This is a genomic window from Amycolatopsis sp. MtRt-6 (genome assembly GCF_017308975.1).
GTDB lineage: Bacteria > Actinomycetota > Actinomycetes > Mycobacteriales > Pseudonocardiaceae > Amycolatopsis.
Map to the genome: position 1 here is coordinate 138,170 of NZ_JADWPD010000024.1, position 16,321 is coordinate 154,490.

General features: G+C 71.8%; 16 protein-coding genes. 8 read left to right on the forward strand and 8 right to left on the reverse strand.

All coding sequences use genetic code 11. The features are described 5' to 3' along the window. The first annotated feature begins 1 nt into the window (after position 1). The 4 genes from I4Q55_RS33740 to I4Q55_RS33755 are packed head-to-tail and all read left to right on the forward strand — an operon-like array spanning position 2 to position 5,655. Complete coding sequence (locus I4Q55_RS33740) at positions 2-1,501, forward strand: sugar ABC transporter ATP-binding protein (RefSeq protein ID WP_206793761.1); 1,500 nt, start codon at positions 2-4, stop codon at positions 1,499-1,501. Continuing rightward, positions 1,494-2,513, forward strand: a complete 1,020-nt coding sequence (locus I4Q55_RS33745) for an ABC transporter permease (protein ID WP_206793763.1) — start codon at positions 1,494-1,496, stop codon at positions 2,511-2,513. Before I4Q55_RS33740 ends, I4Q55_RS33745 begins: the two co-directional genes overlap by 8 nt. Further along, positions 2,513-3,361 carry an aldo/keto reductase gene (locus I4Q55_RS33750; RefSeq protein WP_206793765.1) on the forward strand — a complete coding sequence of 283 codons (849 nt, stop codon included), beginning with the start codon at positions 2,513-2,515 and terminating at the stop codon, positions 3,359-3,361. Before I4Q55_RS33745 ends, I4Q55_RS33750 begins: the two co-directional genes overlap by 1 nt. Positions 3,362-3,387: 26 nt before the next feature. Then, positions 3,388-5,655: an alpha-L-fucosidase gene (locus tag I4Q55_RS33755; RefSeq protein ID WP_206793767.1), complete on the forward strand. Its 2,268-nt coding sequence runs from the start codon at positions 3,388-3,390 to the stop codon at positions 5,653-5,655. 37 nt (positions 5,656-5,692) lie between these two features. On the opposite strand, the gene I4Q55_RS33760 is transcribed toward I4Q55_RS33755, so the two are convergent. Beyond that, positions 5,693-6,406: a FadR/GntR family transcriptional regulator gene (locus I4Q55_RS33760; RefSeq protein WP_206793769.1), complete on the reverse strand. Its 714-nt coding sequence runs from the start codon at positions 6,404-6,406 to the stop codon at positions 5,693-5,695. Between the two features lie 148 nt (positions 6,407-6,554). On the opposite strand from I4Q55_RS33760, the gene I4Q55_RS33765 reads away from it, so the two are divergent. Beyond that, positions 6,555-6,962, forward strand: coding sequence for a nuclear transport factor 2 family protein (locus tag I4Q55_RS33765; protein ID WP_206793771.1), 408 nt, complete (start codon positions 6,555-6,557; stop codon positions 6,960-6,962). Then, positions 6,959-7,510 carry a TetR/AcrR family transcriptional regulator gene (locus tag I4Q55_RS33770; RefSeq protein WP_206793773.1) on the forward strand — a complete coding sequence of 184 codons (552 nt, stop codon included), beginning with the start codon at positions 6,959-6,961 and terminating at the stop codon, positions 7,508-7,510. The genes I4Q55_RS33765 and I4Q55_RS33770 overlap by 4 nt, the downstream gene beginning before the upstream one ends. A 73-nt stretch (positions 7,511-7,583) precedes the next feature. Here the strand turns inward: I4Q55_RS33770 and I4Q55_RS33775 are convergent, their stop codons facing one another. The 5 genes from I4Q55_RS33775 to I4Q55_RS33795 are packed head-to-tail and all read right to left on the reverse strand — an operon-like array spanning position 7,584 to position 13,735. Further along, positions 7,584-8,411 (reverse strand): carbohydrate ABC transporter permease, encoded by an 828-nt coding sequence (locus I4Q55_RS33775; protein WP_206793775.1) that lies wholly within the window; start codon positions 8,409-8,411, stop codon positions 7,584-7,586. Beyond that, entirely contained in the window at positions 8,408-9,283 is an 876-nt protein-coding gene (locus I4Q55_RS33780) for a carbohydrate ABC transporter permease (RefSeq protein WP_206793777.1), read from the reverse strand. The genes I4Q55_RS33775 and I4Q55_RS33780 overlap by 4 nt, the downstream gene beginning before the upstream one ends. Next, on the reverse strand, positions 9,270-10,565 hold the full coding sequence (locus I4Q55_RS33785) for a sugar ABC transporter substrate-binding protein (RefSeq protein WP_206793779.1): 1,296 nt from the start codon (positions 10,563-10,565) through the stop codon (positions 9,270-9,272). The genes I4Q55_RS33780 and I4Q55_RS33785 overlap by 14 nt, the downstream gene beginning before the upstream one ends. Further along, positions 10,562-12,661, reverse strand: a complete 2,100-nt coding sequence (locus I4Q55_RS33790; protein WP_206793781.1) for a glycoside hydrolase family 36 protein — start codon at positions 12,659-12,661, stop codon at positions 10,562-10,564. The genes I4Q55_RS33785 and I4Q55_RS33790 overlap by 4 nt, the downstream gene beginning before the upstream one ends. Before the next feature lie 15 nt (positions 12,662-12,676). Next, a complete protein-coding gene (locus I4Q55_RS33795; protein ID WP_206793783.1) occupies positions 12,677-13,735 on the reverse strand; it encodes a LacI family DNA-binding transcriptional regulator in 1,059 nt (352 codons plus the stop codon). 295 nt (positions 13,736-14,030) lie between these two features. Here I4Q55_RS33795 and I4Q55_RS33800 point away from each other — a divergent pair, with 295 nt between their 5' ends. Both I4Q55_RS33800 and I4Q55_RS33805 read left to right on the forward strand, forming a co-directional pair. Beyond that, complete coding sequence (locus tag I4Q55_RS33800; RefSeq protein ID WP_206793785.1) at positions 14,031-14,291, forward strand: hypothetical protein; 261 nt, start codon at positions 14,031-14,033, stop codon at positions 14,289-14,291. Positions 14,292-14,295: 4 nt separating this feature from the next. Then, complete coding sequence (locus I4Q55_RS33805; RefSeq protein WP_307793379.1) at positions 14,296-15,162, forward strand: substrate-binding domain-containing protein; 867 nt, start codon at positions 14,296-14,298, stop codon at positions 15,160-15,162. Between the two features lie 19 nt (positions 15,163-15,181). Here the strand turns inward: I4Q55_RS33805 and I4Q55_RS50305 are convergent, their stop codons facing one another. Then, the gene (locus I4Q55_RS50305) at positions 15,182-15,310 is read right to left on the reverse strand and encodes a hypothetical protein (protein WP_277992011.1); all 129 of its coding nucleotides are present in this window, start codon (positions 15,308-15,310) and stop codon (positions 15,182-15,184) included. 186 nt (positions 15,311-15,496) lie between these two features. After that, positions 15,497-16,279, reverse strand: coding sequence for an MBL fold metallo-hydrolase (locus I4Q55_RS33810; protein WP_206793787.1), 783 nt, complete (start codon positions 16,277-16,279; stop codon positions 15,497-15,499). Positions 16,280-16,321: the final 42 nt, after the last annotated feature.

A 16,321-nucleotide genomic window follows, 5' to 3' on the forward strand; every position in this document is an offset into this window, starting at 1 on the left:
CATGAGCACCGTGCCGGTCGTCGAGGCGCGCGGGGTGGTCAAGCGGTACGGCGCCACGGTCGCGCTCGACCACGCCGACCTGACCGTCCTCCCCGGACAGACGCACGCACTGGTCGGCCGCAACGGGGCCGGCAAGTCGACACTGGTGTCCGTCCTCACCGGACTGACCGAACAGGACGCCGGAACCGTGCGGCTCAACGGGGAACCGGCCCCGGCCCTGGCCGACCGGGACGCCTGGCGGTCCCGGGTGGCGTGCGTGTACCAGCGGTCGACGATCATCCCCGAGCTGTCGGTGGCGGAGAACCTGTTCCTCAACCGGCAGGAGACCCGCGGCGGGTTCGTCCGCTGGGCGGCGCTGCGCCGTTCGGCCACCGAGCTGCTCGAACGCTGGTCGGTGGCCGTCGACGTGCACCGGCCGGCCCGGGAGCTGAGCGTGGAGCAGCGGCAGTTCGTGGAGATCGCGCGGGCCCTGTCGTTCGGCGCCCGGTTCGTCATCCTCGACGAGCCGACCGCGCAGCTCGACGGGGCCGCCATCACCCGGCTGTTCGGGCACATCGCCGAACTGCAGCGCCAGGGTGTCACGTTCCTGTTCATCAGCCACCACCTGCAGGAGGTCTACGAAATCTGCGACGCGGTGACGGTGTACCGGGACGCCCGGCACGTCCTCACCGCGCCGGTCGCCGAGCTGCCGAAGGCCGACCTGGTCGCGGCGATGACCGGCGAAAACGCCGTCACGGTGGAGGAACGGACGTCGACGGCCCGGTACGGCGGCGAACCCGTGCTCCGCGTGGACGACCTCAGCCTCGCGCCGTACTTCGAGGACGTGTCGTTCGACGTCGCGCCCGGGGAGATCGTCGGGCTGGCCGGATCCGGCAGCAGCGGCAAGACCGAGCTCGCCGAGGCACTGGCCGGGTTGCGCAAGCCGACGTCGGGCACAGTGTTCGTCGGGGACCGGCGACCTCGGCCGGGTGACGTCCCGTCGGCGCTGGCCGCCGGTGTCGGGTTCGTCCCGGAAGATCGCCACCACCAGGGTTTCGTGCCGGAGATGTCCATTGCGGACAACTCCACGATGAGCGTCATGGACCGGCTCGGGCCCGGCATCTTCGTCCGGTCGGGCCTGCGCGACAAGCTGGCCGGGACGCTGATCACGCGGCTGGCGGTGAAGACACCCGGCCCGGAACTGCCGGTGTCGGCGCTGTCCGGCGGCAACCAGCAGAAGGTCGTCATGGCCCGCGCGCTGGCCGGCGACCCGCGCCTGCTCGTGCTGATCACCCCCACCGCCGGGGTCGACGTGCGGTCGAAGGAGTTCCTCCTGGGCAAGGTCGCGGAGGCCGCCGCGGCGGGCACCGCGGTGCTGATCGCCTCGGACGAACTCGACGACCTGCGCCTGTGCGACCGGCTGCTCGTCGTCGTGCACGGCAGGCTCACCACCGAAATGCCCGCAGGCTGGCAGGACCGCGAGGTCGTGGCCGCCATGGAAGGAGTCGACCTCGATGCCTGAAAGCCCCACCGCGGTGGGCGCCCCGCCGCGGACCGGATCTCCCGCCGCGCCCCGGCGGATCGCGCTGGCCCGCCTGCGCGACTTCGCGCTGGTGCCCGGGATCATCGCGATCGCCGTCGTCGGCCAGCTGGTGAACCCGGTGTTCCTCCAGTACGACAACGTCATCAACATCCTGCAGACGATGTCCGAGATCGCGCTCCTGGTGCTCGCCCAGACGATGGTCCTTGTCGTCGGCAAGATGGACCTCTCGCTGGAGTCGACGTTCGGCCTGGCGCCCGGCGTGGCGGCCTGGCTGACGATCGGCGGCGGCCATTCGCTCGGGCTGCTGCCGTCGTGGACCGCCGTGCCGGTGGTCCTGCTGGTCGGCGTGGTGGTGGGTGCGCTCAACGCCCTGCTGATCGTCCGGTTCGGGCTGAGCGGGTTCGTCGTCACCCTCGGCATGCTGATCGTGCTGCGCGGCCTGCTCACCGGGATCTCCGGCGGCCAGACGTTCTTCGGCCTGCCCGATTCGATGCTCTACCTCGGCACCACGCTGTGGGCCGGGATCCCGGCGTCGATCTGGATCTGCGTGCTGCTGTTCGCCGGCGGGATCGTCCTGCTCGGCTACACCCGGTTCGGCCGGAGTCTCTACGCGATCGGCGGCAACGAGGACGCGGCGAAGGCCGCCGGCATCCGGACCGACCGGATCGTGTGGCTCGTGCTGATCGGGGCCAGTGTCCTGGCCGCGCTCGGCGGCCTGCTGCTCTCGGGCCGGCTTGCGTCGGTGGCCGCGGCGCAGGGCAACGGCTACATCTTCACGGTGTTCGCCGCCGCCGTGATCGGCGGGGTGAGCCTGAACGGCGGCCGCGGCACGCTCTTCGGCGCCTTCACCGGCATCCTGCTGCTGTACATGATCCAGAACGTGCTGACCCTGGCCGGCGTGCCCGCCCAGTGGATCGGCGCGCTCAACGGCGCGATCATCCTCATCGCGCTGGTGATGTCCCGCATCACCAGCGGCAAGCGGCAGACCTGATGGCGGAGCTCGGCCTGGGCACCGCGGGCCTGGGCGACGTCTTCGGCGAGATCGACGACGAGGCCGCCGCGGCGGTCGTCGCCGCGGCGGCCGGCGCCGGGGTGCGGTACTTCGACACCGCGCCCTACTACGGCTTCGGGCTGGCCGAGCGCCGGCTCGGCCGGGCGCTTCCCGCGGGCTCGTGCACGGTGTCGACGAAGGTGGGCCGGACGCTCACCGACGGCGGCTGCCACTTCGATTTCTCCGCGGACGCCGTCCGGCGGGGGATCGAGGGCAGCCTGGAGCGCCTCGGCCTCGACCGCGTCGACATCGCGTACCTGCACGACCCCGACGACCACGAAGCGCAAGCCGCCGCCGAGGCGTGGCCGGAGCTGTGCCGGCTGCGCGACGAGGGCGTGGTCTCCGCGATCGGCGTCGGGATGAACCAGTGGGAGATGCCCGCCCGGTTCGTCGAACGGCTCGACGTCGACGTCGTCCTGCTCGCCGGTCGCTACACGCTGCTCGACCGCAGTGGCTCGCGCCTGCTCGACCTCTGCGGCGAGCGCGGGGTCGACGTCGTGCTCGGCGGGGTGTTCAACTCCGGCCTGCTCATCGACCCCCGGCCGGGCGCCTGGTTCGACTACGCCCCGGCGCCGGCGGAGCTGGTGGCCCGCGCTTGCCGCATGCGGGACGTCGCCGCTTCGGCGGGCTACGACCTGGCCGCGTGCGCGCTGGCGTTCGCGGCCGCCCATCCGGCCGTCACCTCCGTCCTGGTCGGCGCCACGAGCGCCGCCCAGGTGCAGGCCAACGCCGGTGCCTTCCGCCGCGAGGTACCGCCGGACCTGCTGCACCGATTGGTTTCCTGCTAAGTCCCCTCACCCAGGAGAGTGCAACGATGCCCCCTGCCCAGAACCCGTTCTCCCGCCGGCAGTTCGGTGCCCTCGCGGCCGCCGGGCTCGCCGCGACGGCCGTGCCGCCCGCGCTGGCCGGCCCGGCAGCGGCCGCCACGGCCGGCGAGCCGTACCAGCCCACCTGGCCGTCGGTCGACCGGCACCCGCCCGCGCCGGAGTGGTTCCAGGACGCCAAGTTCGGCATCTACTGGCACTGGGGCGCCTTCACCACCCCGGAGTTCGGCAGCGAGTGGTACGGCCGGAACATGTACATCCCCGACAGCAGCGAGAACAAGCACCACAAGGCGACCTACGGCGACCCGAAGGTGTGGGGCTACGACCGGTTCATCAACGGCGGTACCGACACCGCCGGGAATCCCGTGCAGTTCGCGCCGAAGCTGGTCTCCCGGGGCGGGCAGTTCGACCCCGAGGAATGGGCCAGGATCGTCAAGGCGTCCGGGGCGAAGTTCGCCGGCCCGGTCGCCGAGCACCACGACGGGTTCTCGATGTGGGACAGCGAGGTCAACGAGTGGAACTCGGTGGCGCGCGGGCCGCGGCTGAACCTGCTCGACCTGTTCGGCAAGGCCATCCGCGGCCAGGGCCTCAAGCTGCTCGTCGCGATGCACCACGCGTTCAACTACAACGGCTTCTACGACTTCGCCCCGCCGCAGACCGACCCGAGCCTGCGCAAGCTGTACGGCCAGCTGCCCCGCGCCGAGCAGGACCAGCTGTGGCTGGCCAAGCTGAAGGAAGTCATCGACCGCGCGAAGCCCGACATCCTCTGGCAGGACTTCTCCCTGAACTCGCCCGGCTACTGCATCAACAGCGGCCCGTGCGCGGTGGGGGAGCAGCAGCGCCTCGAGTTCCTGGCTTACTACTACAACCAGGCCGAACGGTGGGGCAAGGACGTCGTCGCCACCTACAAGCACTTCGACCACGGGTTCAACACCAACGGCGAGGTCGCCGACTACGAGCGCGGCGGCCCGGCCGACATCGTCACGCCGTACTGGCTCACCGACGACGCGATCAGCAGCAGCAGCTGGAGCTACACCCAGGGCATCGGCTACTACTCGAGCACGCAGATGATCCACGCGCTGATCGACCGGGTCAGCAAGGGCGGCAACATGCTGCTCAACATCTCCCCGACGCTCGAAGGCACCATCCCGGCCGAGCAGCGCGCGGTCCTCGCCGACTTCGGCACCTACCTCGGCCGCGTCGGCGAGTCGATCTACGCGACGCGCGTCTGGGACGTCTACGGCGAGGGCCCGACCAAGATGGGCGGCGGCTCGTTCGTCTCGCCGAAGGTGGGCACGCCCAAGGACTTCCGGTTCACCCGCGACAAGGCGAGCCGCGTGCTCTACGCGACCGTGCTGGGCTGGCCCGGGGCCACCGCCGACATCACCACGCTGTCCGGCAAGCGGATCGACCTGAGCAGCCTGCGCCGCGTCGAACTGCTCGGCACCCGCGGTGCGCTGAAGTACACCCAGGACGCCGGCGCCCTGCACGTCACCCTGCCGGCGGCGAAGCCGTACGACTCGCCCGCCTACGTGCTCAAGCTGACGTTCGCGGGCAGGATCCCGACGCCGGCCCCCGCGTCCGGCGTGGCGGTCTACGCCGACCGCGGCTACCGCGGCGCGAGCGCGCTCCTGGGGGTCGGCAGCTACACCGCGGCGCAGCTGCAGGCGAAGAACGTGGCGGCGAAGAGCGTTTCCGCGATCTGGCCGGGCGACGGTTACCAGGCTTACGGCTATCCGGGCGACAACCTCACCGGCACCCCGGGCAAGTTCACCGCGGCGACACCGGACCTGCGTCCGTCCGGTTGGGACAATGCCATCGTGTCGATGCGCGTGGCGTTCGACCCCGCCCGGTGGTTCCGCATCGTCAACGTCACCAACGGCCTGGCCGTCGACGGCGGTGGCGCGGTCGCGGCGGGCAGCAAGCTGAAGATCTGGACCCCGGACGACAGCACGAACCTGCAGTTCGGCATCGAGGACATCGGTGACGGGTTCGTCAAGCTGACCAACCGCACCAACGGCCTGGTGATCGACGGGGCCGGCGCGGCGTCGGGCGGCAACCCGGTGCAGTCGGCCTACACCGGCGCGGCGAGCCAGCAGTGGACGGTCACCGACACCGGCGGCGGTGTCTGCATGATCGCCAACCGGGCCACCGGGCTGGTTCTCGACGGCGGCGGGAACGTCGCTTCGGGTTCGCCGCTCAAGGTGTGGGCCGACGACGGCAGTGCCAACCTGCGCTGGGTGTTCTCGGTCGTCTGACAACCGGTGGGGGCCGCGCCCGGCGGCCCCCACCGCCTCAGCCGAGCCCGCCGTCGAGTCCGCGGAGGTCGTCGAGGTGGGCGCGCAACCAGCGTTCGGAGGTGTCGACGTGCAGCAGCGCGGCGGCGGTGGCGACCGCGGGGTCGCGGTCGGCCAGGGCGTCGTAGATCGCCTTGTGCTGGGACAGGGTCACGTGCGTCGCGCCCCGCTCGACCGTGCCGCGCCAGACCCGCGCGCGCAGGGTCCGCGAGGAGATGCCGTCCAGCAGCGCGGTGAGGGTCTCGTTGCCCGCCGCGCTGACGACCGCCCGGTGGAAGGCGGCGTCGAGCACGGTGAGGCGTTCGACGTCCTCGATCGCCTCGTGCATCGCGTCGAGCAGCTCGCCCACGGTGCGCAGCTGCGCGTCGGTGATCCGGGTGGCGGCCAGGCCGGTCGCCGCGGGCTCCAGGAGCCGGCGCACCTCGGTCAGCTCGAGGACGCTGCCGCCCTGCATGAGCGCGACCGCGCTGCCGAGGCCTTCCAGCAGCAGGCTCGGGGCGAGGCTGGTGACGTACGTGCCGTCGCCGCGGCGGACTTCCAGAACCCTGGCCAGCGCGAGCGCCTTCACGGCTTCCCGCGTGGGGCTGCGGGAGATCCCCAGCTCGGTGGCGAGTTCGTGCTCCGGCGGCAGCTTGGAGCCCGCCGGGAACCGGCCGGAGGAGACGAACTCCCGGATCCGGTCGATCGCTTCGTCGGTCAACGATCTCGCCATGGTCCTCCTAGTGCACTCCCGTCGAGTCTATCATTCGTATGATGTATGTGCGGACAAGGCCCGCCAATGGTGGGTGGATTCGCCAGTTTCGACCGCGAGACATGTGATGTCTTGTGATTCTAACTTACTAACTTGTAAGTTAGAAGGCATGACGACCTTCACCATCGACGAGGCCGAGGCGTTCAGCGCCCAGTGGGAAAAGGCGTGGAACGGCCACGACGCCGACGCGGTCGCCGCGATGTGCGCGGCCGACCTGGTCTACGACGAACCCGCGCTGGGGGAGACCGAGCACGGGCCGGATTCCATCCGCGGGTTCGTGACCCGCATGGCGCGCGCGTACCCGGACTACTCGTTCACGCGAATGGGGTTGTACACTGAGGTGAGCCGCCGTGCCGTGCTCGTGGCGTGGCGCTTCACCGGCACGTTCGCCAAGACCGGCAAGGTCGTCGAGTTCCACGGCGACGACCGGCTGGAGCTGGGTGCGGACGGGCTGATCCAGGCGTACCGCTGCCTGTACGACAACAAGTTCGTGCTGAGCCAGCTCGGGGAGCGGTGAGCGACGCGGGCCCGGCCCGCCTGCCCGCCGCGGCACGCCGGGCGGGGATCATCGAAGCGGCCGGCGTCGAGTTCGCCGCGACCGGGCTGGCGGGAACGCGGCTGGAGGCCATCGCCGGCCGCGCGGGGATCTCGCACCCGCGGATCGTGCAGATGTTCGGGTCCAAGCAGAAGCTGTTCCTGGAGGTCGTGCACGCCGCGTACGACCGCATCGAGGCGGCGTTCGCCGCGGCCGAGCCGACGCTGGCCGCACTGGGCGTCGCCTACGTACGGCTGCTGCAGAGCGATCCGACGGTGGGCCTGGTGGTGCTGCAGGGGTACGCGGCGGCGGCGGACGAGCCGGTCCGGGAGGCGGTGCGCCGGCGGCACCTGGACCTGATGGCGTCGATCGCCCGCCTGACGGGCGCGGACGCGTTGCGGGTGCTCACGTTCTTCGCGACGGGGCTGGTCCAGACGGTGTCCACGGCACTGGAGCTGCCCGACCGGCGCGCCGGTACGGGGTGGAGTGCCTGGGTGCTCGACCTCGCCGACCCGGCCCGCGAAGCGTGACGCGATCCGGGCCCTCGTGAGTGGTAATTCGGGTTCCAACCCGAATTACCACTCACGACCCGGGGGCGGCCGCTCAGCGGAGGCCGGTGCTCGTGATGCCCTGCACGAACCGCCGCTGGAACACCAGGAACACCGCGATGACCGGCACCATCGCCAGCACGCTCACCGCCATCACCGCTTCGATCGGCGAGTTGAACGTGCCGTGCATCGACTGCAACCCCAGTGGCAACGTGTAGTTGGTGTCCGGCTTCAACGCCACCAGCGGCCAGATGAGATCGTTCCAGCGCCACACGAACGCCAGGATCACCAGCACCCCGACCAGCGGCCCGCACAGCGGGAGCACGACCCGGCGGAACACCGTCAGCTCGCCCGCGCCGTCCAGCCGGGCCGCTTCCAGCAGCTCGTCCGGGATGCCCAGCATGAACTGACGCGCGATGAACACCGCGATCCCCTCGGCCGCGCGCGGCAGGATCACCGCCCAGAGGGTGCCGACCAGGTCGAGCTTGGCGACCACCAGGAACTCCGGCACCATGATCACCTGGATGGGCACCATGATCGTCAGCAGGATGGCCAGGAACACCACGTTCCGGCCACGGAAGCGGTACTTCGCGAACGCGTACCCCGCCAGCAGGCTGACCAGCACCGTGATCGCGACCCCGGCCACCGTCGTGAGCACCGAGTTCACGGCCCAGCGGCCGACCGGCTGGCTCTCCCACGCCTCGCGCAGGTTGTCCAGCGTCAAGCTCGGCGGCCACAGCCGCAGGGTGCCGTCGAGCAGGGAGCCGCGGGGCGAGAACGCCGTGGCGAACATCCAGTACACCGGGAAGATCATCACCAGGCCGCCGGCCAGCAGCAGGGCCCAGATCACCCAGCGGCCCGGTGTCATCCGCGCGCTCGTCACAGTGTCTCCTCGCGCCGCCGGGAGGCCAGCCACTGCAGCAGCGTGAACACCAGCAGCAGCACCGTCAGCACCACGCCGATGGCGCTCGCGTAGCCCATCTCGCCCTGGGTGAACGCCGCCCGGAAGATCGCCTGCAGGAGCACCGTCGTGGCGAACCCGGGCCCGCCGCCGGTCAGCACGTAGATCACGTCGAACACCTGCAGCGAGAAGATCACGTTGACCACCAGGAGCATGAACGTCGTCGGCCGCAGCTGGGGGAACGTCACGAACCGGAACTGCTGCCAGCGGTTCGCCCCGTCCAAGGTGGACGCTTCGAGCAGGCTGGGCGGCACCGCCTGCAGCGCCGCCAGGTAGATCACCATGCAGAACCCGATGCGGCCCCAGACGATCGCCGCGCTGAGGGTCACCATGGCCCAGGACGGCGACGTCAGCCACGGCACGCGGGCCAGCCCCAGTGCCTGCAGGAGGTTGTTCAGCACGCCGGCGTCGCCGTTGAAGATCCAGTCCATGACCAGCGCGACGACGACGCCCGAGACCACCATCGGCAGGAAGTACAGGCTGCGCAGCAACGCCCGCGCGGGCAAGGGCCGGTTGAGCAGCATCGCCAGCAGCAGGCCGAGCGCCATGCTGGTCGGCACCGTCCCGACGGTGAACACGAGCGTGGTGCGCAGGCTCTGCCAGAACAGCGGGTCGGCGGCCAGCCGGGTGTAGTTGGCCGCGCCGGTCCATTCGCCGTCGCCGAACACGGGGACGTCCTGGAAGCTGAGCACCACCGCGTACCCCAGCGGGACGAACGCGAACACGGTGAACAGCGCCAGCGCCGGGGAGATGAACAGGTACGGCGCGAGGGCCGTCCGGTCAGGCGAGCGCACGGCCGACCTTGTCGGAGATGTTGCGGGCGGTGGTCTTGGCGTCCTGCTGGCCGGTGAAGCACAGGTCGAGCTCGTCGCCGAGGGCCTGGTTGACCGGGTCGAACTTCGGGCTCGTCTCCACCCGGACCATCGCTTCGGGCACGGTCGCCGCCTGCTGGACGAACTTCTGCATCACCGGCGCGTTCGACGCGAACCGCAGCGGCTGCGTCAGCAGCGACTTGCGGACGGGCAGGAACAGGTCGCGTTCGCAGAAGGACCTCATGTTCTCCTGGTTGCAGACGAACGCGACGAAGTCGGCGGCCAGCTTCTGGTTCTTCGCGCTGCGGGTGACGCCGAGGACGTTGCCGCCCAGGTCCGACGCCGCCGACGTGCTGCGGATCATGTAGGTGGCGTCCCAGGACCCGGCGGGCAGCGACCCGAACTGCTGCATGATCCAGTCGCCGTGGATGAGCATGCCGACGGTGCGCGAGGTGAACAGCTGGTCGGCCGTGCCGTCCTGGGTGGCCTTGATCGTGTCGCCGGCGGGGACCAGGCCGTCGGCGTACCAGCTGCGGCTGAACTCGATGGCCTCGATGCCCTTGTCGGCGTCGATCGCGGGGGTCTTGAGGTCGTCCTCGAGGAGCTTCCCGCCGTGCATGTAGAGGATCGGCAGCCACCGGTACGCGGTGTTGACGCCCTGGAACCCGTAGGCGAAGGCGTACTTGCCGGTCACGCCCTTCACTTTCCGGGCCGCGTCGCGGAATTCGTCCCACGTCCACGCTTTCGCCAGTTCCGTGGGTGGCGTCACGCCCGCCTTTTCGAGGATGTCCTTGTGGTAGTAGAGGGCGAAGGTGTCGGTGTGCTGCGGCACGGCGAAGACGCCCTTGTCGGTGCGCACGGCCTGCCAGAACGACGGCGCGAAGTCGTCGCCGTAGCCGGCGGGGAGGTGGTCGTCGAGTTTGACCAGGCCGCCGTTGCTCGCGTAGCGGCCGTAGGCCTGGTAGGTCATCCGGATGATGTCCGGCGCGGTGCCCGCGGCGAGCTGCGTGGAGAACCACTGGCCGAAGTCGCCCGAGGGCGTCACGTTCACGGTGATCTTCACGCCCGGGTGGGCGGCGGCGTAGTCCTGGGCGAACTTCGTGTAGGTCTTGATGTCCTCGGGGATGTTCCAGGTGGACAGCACCAGTTCGGTGCCGTCGCCGCTGTCGGAGCCGCAGGCGGCGAGGGCGGGCACGGCGGCCGCGCCGGCCAGCCCGGCCGCGGACAGCCGGAGGAAACGGCGGCGATCGATCGAAGGGTTCATGGTGTTTCTCCTCGGGTGCGTCGTTGCAGCCGGATGAGCCGGGCCGACGGCCCGGCCGGGAGGGAGATCCGCAGGGCGCCCTGGGCCCCGGCGACGTCGATGCCGGTGGGCAGGTCGGCGGGGAAGAGCACCCGGACCAGCGCCGGGTCGCCGCCGGGCCACGGCAGCGGCAGGGTCACGGTGCCCGCCGTGGTGCCCCGGTGCCACACGGCCAGCACGCAGTCGTGGTCGTCGTGGACCGCCAGCGCGAGCCACGGGTCGTCCCGGCCGGGCAGCCCCAGCGGCCAGTGGGGTTGCCCGCGCGCGAGCAGGCTCCGGTGGTGCTTGTAGACCTCGATCGCGGTGCGGACCCGCTCGGCCTCGCCGGCGTTCATGCGGTCGATCCGCCCGCTCAGGTGCACGCGCCCCAGCATGGCGTTGACCAGGCAGAACGACGCCTCTTCGGGCCCGTGCCCCGGCTGCGGGTACGCCCAGACGGCGCTTTGCTCCGGGGCCACGGCGGACGGCGCGGCCGCCGCGATCGGCGCGTAGCGGCGGTGGTCCTTCTGGTCGCTGGTCGACTGCAGGGCGGTGCGGGAGAGCAGCGCGTAGTCCATCCGCATCCCCCCGGACGCGCAGTTTTCCAGCACCAGCGCGGGATGCCGGGCGAGCACGCCGTCGAGCCACGCGAGGAACGCGCGGTTGTGCCCGAGCAGCCCGGCGCCGGTGCTCTCGCCGCCGGCGTCCGTGCCCGCCGTGCTGATGTTGTAGTCCAGCTTGAGGTAGCCGGCGCCGAGCTCGCCGACGAGCCGGTCGACCACCCGGTCCATCCGCTCGCGCACGGCGGCGCAGCGGTAGTCCAGGTGGAACCGGCCGTTCTCCCGCACCCGGACGCCGCTGTCGGTGAAGAACGCGTCCGCGGGCAGCTGGTCCACCACGGGACTGCGGACGCCGACGACCTCCGGTTCCAGCCACAGGCCGGGTGTCATGCCGGCGTCGGTGATGCGGCGCAGCGTCGCCTCGATGCCGTGCGGGAAGCGGACGGTGGACGGTTCCCACTCGCCGACGGTGTCCCACCAGGTGCCCTCGTCGGCGTACCAGCCGGCGTCGAGCACGAAGTACTCCGCGCCGGCTGCGGCGGCCGCGTCGATCAACGGGCCGAGGTCGGCTTCGGTCGCGTCGCCGTCGAGGCAGTTCATGTAGTCGTTGAAGATGACGGGCAGCCGTTCGAGGTCGGGTGCCGGACGGCGGATCGCGCGCCGGTACCGCGTCAGGGCGCGGAACCCGCCGGCCAGGCCGCCGGTGGTGGCGGCGATGGCGACCGGCACGGTGGCGAACGATTCGCCCGGCGCGAGGGTGGCGCGCCAGTGGTGTTCGCGGCCGGTGGGGCCGGCGGCCTGCACGTACAGCGAGCCGTGGTGGTCGCCCAGCTCCCAGTGCCAGGCGCCGCAGTGCTCGACCTGCCACACCCAGACGAGGTCGCGTTCGAGGTCTTCGACGGCGCCCACCGGCAGGAAGTCCCCGCTGGACCAGCTGCCGGCCGCGGTGACCGCGTGGCGGCCCTTGGCGGTGCCCTGCCCGTCGTCGAAGGGCCGGATGTCGACCAGACCGGCCTGCTCGGCGGTGAGCTGCTGCCAGCGCAGTTCCGCGGTCCAGGCGTTGCGTGCCTCGTGGAGGCGAAGCTTTTCCATCGGGCCGAAACCGGTGACGGCCAGCGAGGAAACGTACGTCAGCGTCAGCGGCGCCCGGCCGGCGTTGGTGGCTTCGGAGCGGACGCGGATCACCTCGGTCCCGGCCAGGTGCTCCAGCGCGGTGCGCACGCGGAGTCCCCGTGCGTCGTCGCCCTGCTCCACCCACAGCGTCGTACCGTCCGAAGTGGACTCCTCGGTGTGGCCGGTGTAGCGCAGGCCGGCCGTCACGGCGTACGGCCGGTGCTGGGCCGACGTGCTGTTGCCCAGCCGGCCCGCGCCCGGGCTGTCGAGCTCGACCAGCGCGACGCCCGGCCCGGCCGGTGGCGGGCCGGCCCCGGGCACCATCCCGAGCACCCGCACCGGGCCCGCCGGATCGGTCACCAGGTGCACGGCGATGCCGCCCGCGGTCCAGGACAACGTGTTCATGCGTGCCTCCCCGTGTCACGGCCGCTTCGGCGGCCCGCTGCTTTCCCGGACGATCAGTTCGGGCTTCCGCGCGGTCAGCGGCCGCCGCGGGGCGGCCGGGACCAGTACGCCGTGGAGCAGGGCGAAGCCGTCTCGGCCGAGGCCGGCGAAGTCCTGGTGCACGGTCGTCAGGGCCGGCGTGTAGTAGGCCGCCTGCGGGACGTCGTCGAAGCCGACCACGCTCACGTCGCCCGGCACCCGCCGCCCGGCTTCGTGCAGCGCCCGCATGACGCCGAGGGCGAGGTCGTCGTTGCCGCACAGGACCGCCGTCACGTCGGTGTCGGCCGCGAGCGCCCGGCCGGCTTCGTACCCCGACCGCGGTGTCCACGCGGCCTGGACGGGCTCGGGCGCCGCCACGCCGGCGTCGGCCAGCGCCTGCCGCCAGCCGTGGATCCGGTCGCCGCGCCCGCTGGACGACGGGATCGCCACGTGGTGCACGGTCCGGTGGCCCAGCTCCAGCAGGTATCGCGTGGCGTGGGCCGCCGCCGCGCCGTCGTCCAGCCGGATCATCGGGCAACGCGGGTCGAGCGGGGCGGCGGAGGCCTCCGCGAGCGCCACCACCGCGCCCCCGGGCGGAACCGCGTGCAGTGCCTGGATGCCGACCTGGTCCCAGGCGATGACGAGGAGCGCTCCGGCGGAAGGATCACCCGCCCGGGCGACGGTCGCCGCCAGCATTTCCGGTGCCACCGACGCCAGCGCGCAGACGCCCACGGAGTACCCGGCCTCCCGCGCGGCCGCCTCGATGCCCTGCAGGGCCGCGCCGTAGCCGTAGAGCGAGGTGTCGGAGACCAGCACGGTGACCGCCTTGACCTGCCCGCTGGCCAGGGCGGTGGCGACGCGGCTCGGGCGGAACCCGAGTTCCGCGATGGCGCGGTTCACCCGCTCCCGGGTGTCGCCGGTGACCCGGGGGTTGCCGTTGATCACCCGCGACACGGTCTGGTGCGAGACACCCGCCACCCGGGCGACGTCGCGGATGCTCACCTTGCGCTGTTCCATGTGACCGGTCACCGGCACTTCGGCGGAGGAATTGTTCATCGTCGACGCCTTTTCGCTCAACCCATTGTCCGGCTCGTTCTCCGGTGGTCCATGTGACCGGTAACATGAAATGCGGATCCTGACGTTAGTAGGCGTGACGCGCCTGGTCAAGCGGTTGCGGACTTCGACGAATTCGACGTCGTGTGCGCTACGGTCGATCGGCCGATCCGGTTGTTTCGAAAAGGTCACGACCGCGTGGCGATCATGAGATTTACAAATCGGCCGCGTGCGCCCTAGTCTCCACGCGGGATCGGGATGCGCGCATTCTTCGCGTGGGGGTTCGGGAGGTGGCCGCGTGGCGTACGTGACGCGGGTGCGGCGGGAACGGGTGTCGGTCGACGAGCTGGTGCGCCGGGTGCAGGCCGAGGAACGGGTGCGCCGGGCCGCGGCGGACGGCGGGCCGCACCGCCTCCACGCGGCGCGGGTCCGGCGGCGCTGCCGCCTGGTCGCCTTCGGCGCCGTCGTGGTGTTCCTGGCTTCCTTCGGCCGGCCCGCCGGAGCGATCGCGCTGCCGGACGTCCGGCCGATCCTGCCGCCGACCGCGGCCGGGCGCTGAGCCGGTGCTGCCGAGGGGGCAGGCCGGTGGCGCGGCGGTGGTGCTGCCGGAGCCGGGGCGGTCGATCGGCGTGCTGGCCACGACGCTGGCGACGCTGGGGGCCGGCCGGACGTTCGACGCCGTCGCTCAGGCGGCCGCGGCCGAGGGGTACACGGTCAAGCTGATCCCGCTGGGCAAGCCGGCCCCCGGCGCGGTGCCGGAGGCGGGCCGGGACCTGGGCGAGCACGGCGTCGACGGCCTGGTCGTGCTGGTCGGGGAGTACCCCTGGGACGGGATCGTGGTCCCCAGGGACATGCCGGTGGTGGTCGTCGATTCCAGCTCCGGCACCGGCTATCCGGCGGTGGACACCGATCAGGAGCAGGGTGCGGTGCTGGCGACCGAGCACCTGCTCAAGCTGGGGCACGAAACGGTGTGGCACGTCGCGGGCCCGTCGGATTCGCGCGCGGCCGAGCGCCGGGAGCGGGCCTGGCGGCGGACGCTGACGCGGTTCGACCGCCGGGTGCCGTTGCCGGTGGTGGGGGACTGGACGGCCGAGTCGGGGCACACGCTGGGCCGGGTCCTGGCGCACGACCCGGCGGTGACGGCGGTGTTCGCGGCGAACGACCAGATGGCGCTGGGTCTGCTGCGGGCACTGCACGAGGCCGGCCGATCGGTGCCGGGCGAGGTCAGTGTCGTGGGCTTCGACGACATGCCGGAGGCGGCGAGCTTCTGGCCACCGCTGACGACGATCCGGCAGTCGTTCCCGGAGCTGGGCCGCCGGGTGGTGCGGACGCTGCTCGGGGAGATCCGGTCGGGCATCCGGGCCGCGGCGCCCGGGAGCGTGCCGGTGACGCTCGTCGTGCGGGGCAGCACCGGCCCGCCACCCTGGTGACCCGGATCGGCCCGGTCGCTCAGCGTTCTTGCGGCGCGGGCCCGGCGTCGGGGTTCGCGGGCCGCGCACCGCGCCGGAGGTCGGCCTCGGTCCGGATCCGGATGCGCTTCGGGTTGGCGACGCCGGTGGGGGTGGGGTTCTCGTTCACGTCCCGGGTTTACCCCCGGACCGGTGCGCCGAACAGTGATCCGTGGCACCCGGTCCTGATCCGGCGCCCGCCGGACCGCGGATCCGGTGTCCACTGGGGACAGTGCTCAGGCGGCCGGCGCCGGCGGCACCCCACGACGGGCTCGAACTCGGGCACCCCGTACCGGATCCCGACCCCAACCGCCACTCAGGCGTGGCCGGCCCCGAACAGGTACCGGTTGGCGATGTCGATCAAGAACCGGCCCCCATACCCCGGGTACCGGTCCACGATCGCCTTCTTGTACGCCTCGCCGTCATCCCCGAGCAGCTCCTCCGCGTCGGCCAGGTACTGGCCCACCTCGCCGAACACCTCCGGCCCGGCCGGTGTGCCGTGGCCGACGAGGACCGTGTCGTACCCCGCTTCGCCCGCCAGGCGCTCGACCGCCTTGCGCCAGCCCGCGATGTCGTTGTTGCCCAGGAACAGGTGGATGTCGTGGTACACCAGGTCCTGGGCGACGAGCACGCCCTGCTCGGGCAGCTTGATCACCAGCTCGTCGGCCGCCTCGCCGCCGGTGTAGGCCTCGAACACGAACGGGACTCCGTCGATCACCTCGGTGCCCGGCTCGATGACCACCGCCGGGGTGACTTCGGCCGTCAGGATCGGGGCGCCGGTCGGGTCCTGGCCGTCCTCGAGGCCGGCGATCTGGTCGCGGACCACCGCGAGCGCGTGCACCGGGGCGCCGAAGCGGGCGGCGCCGCCGAAGTGGTCGGGGTGCGCGTGCGTGATGATCACCCGGTCGAGGGGCTTGCCCAGGCCGCGGGCGTAGGCCGCGACCTCGTCGGCGTAGCCGCGGACGAACTGCGCGTCGACGACGACGACCCGCGACGGCGTCTCGATCAGCTGGGTGGTGACGTTGACGCTGTCGTCCGGTGCCATGTAGCTGTGCAGGCGCACCGCGCCCTTGCCGATGACGGTGACCGTGCCGTTCATGATCGTTCCTCCTGGTCGGACGGCGACCTGCCGCCGTCGTGG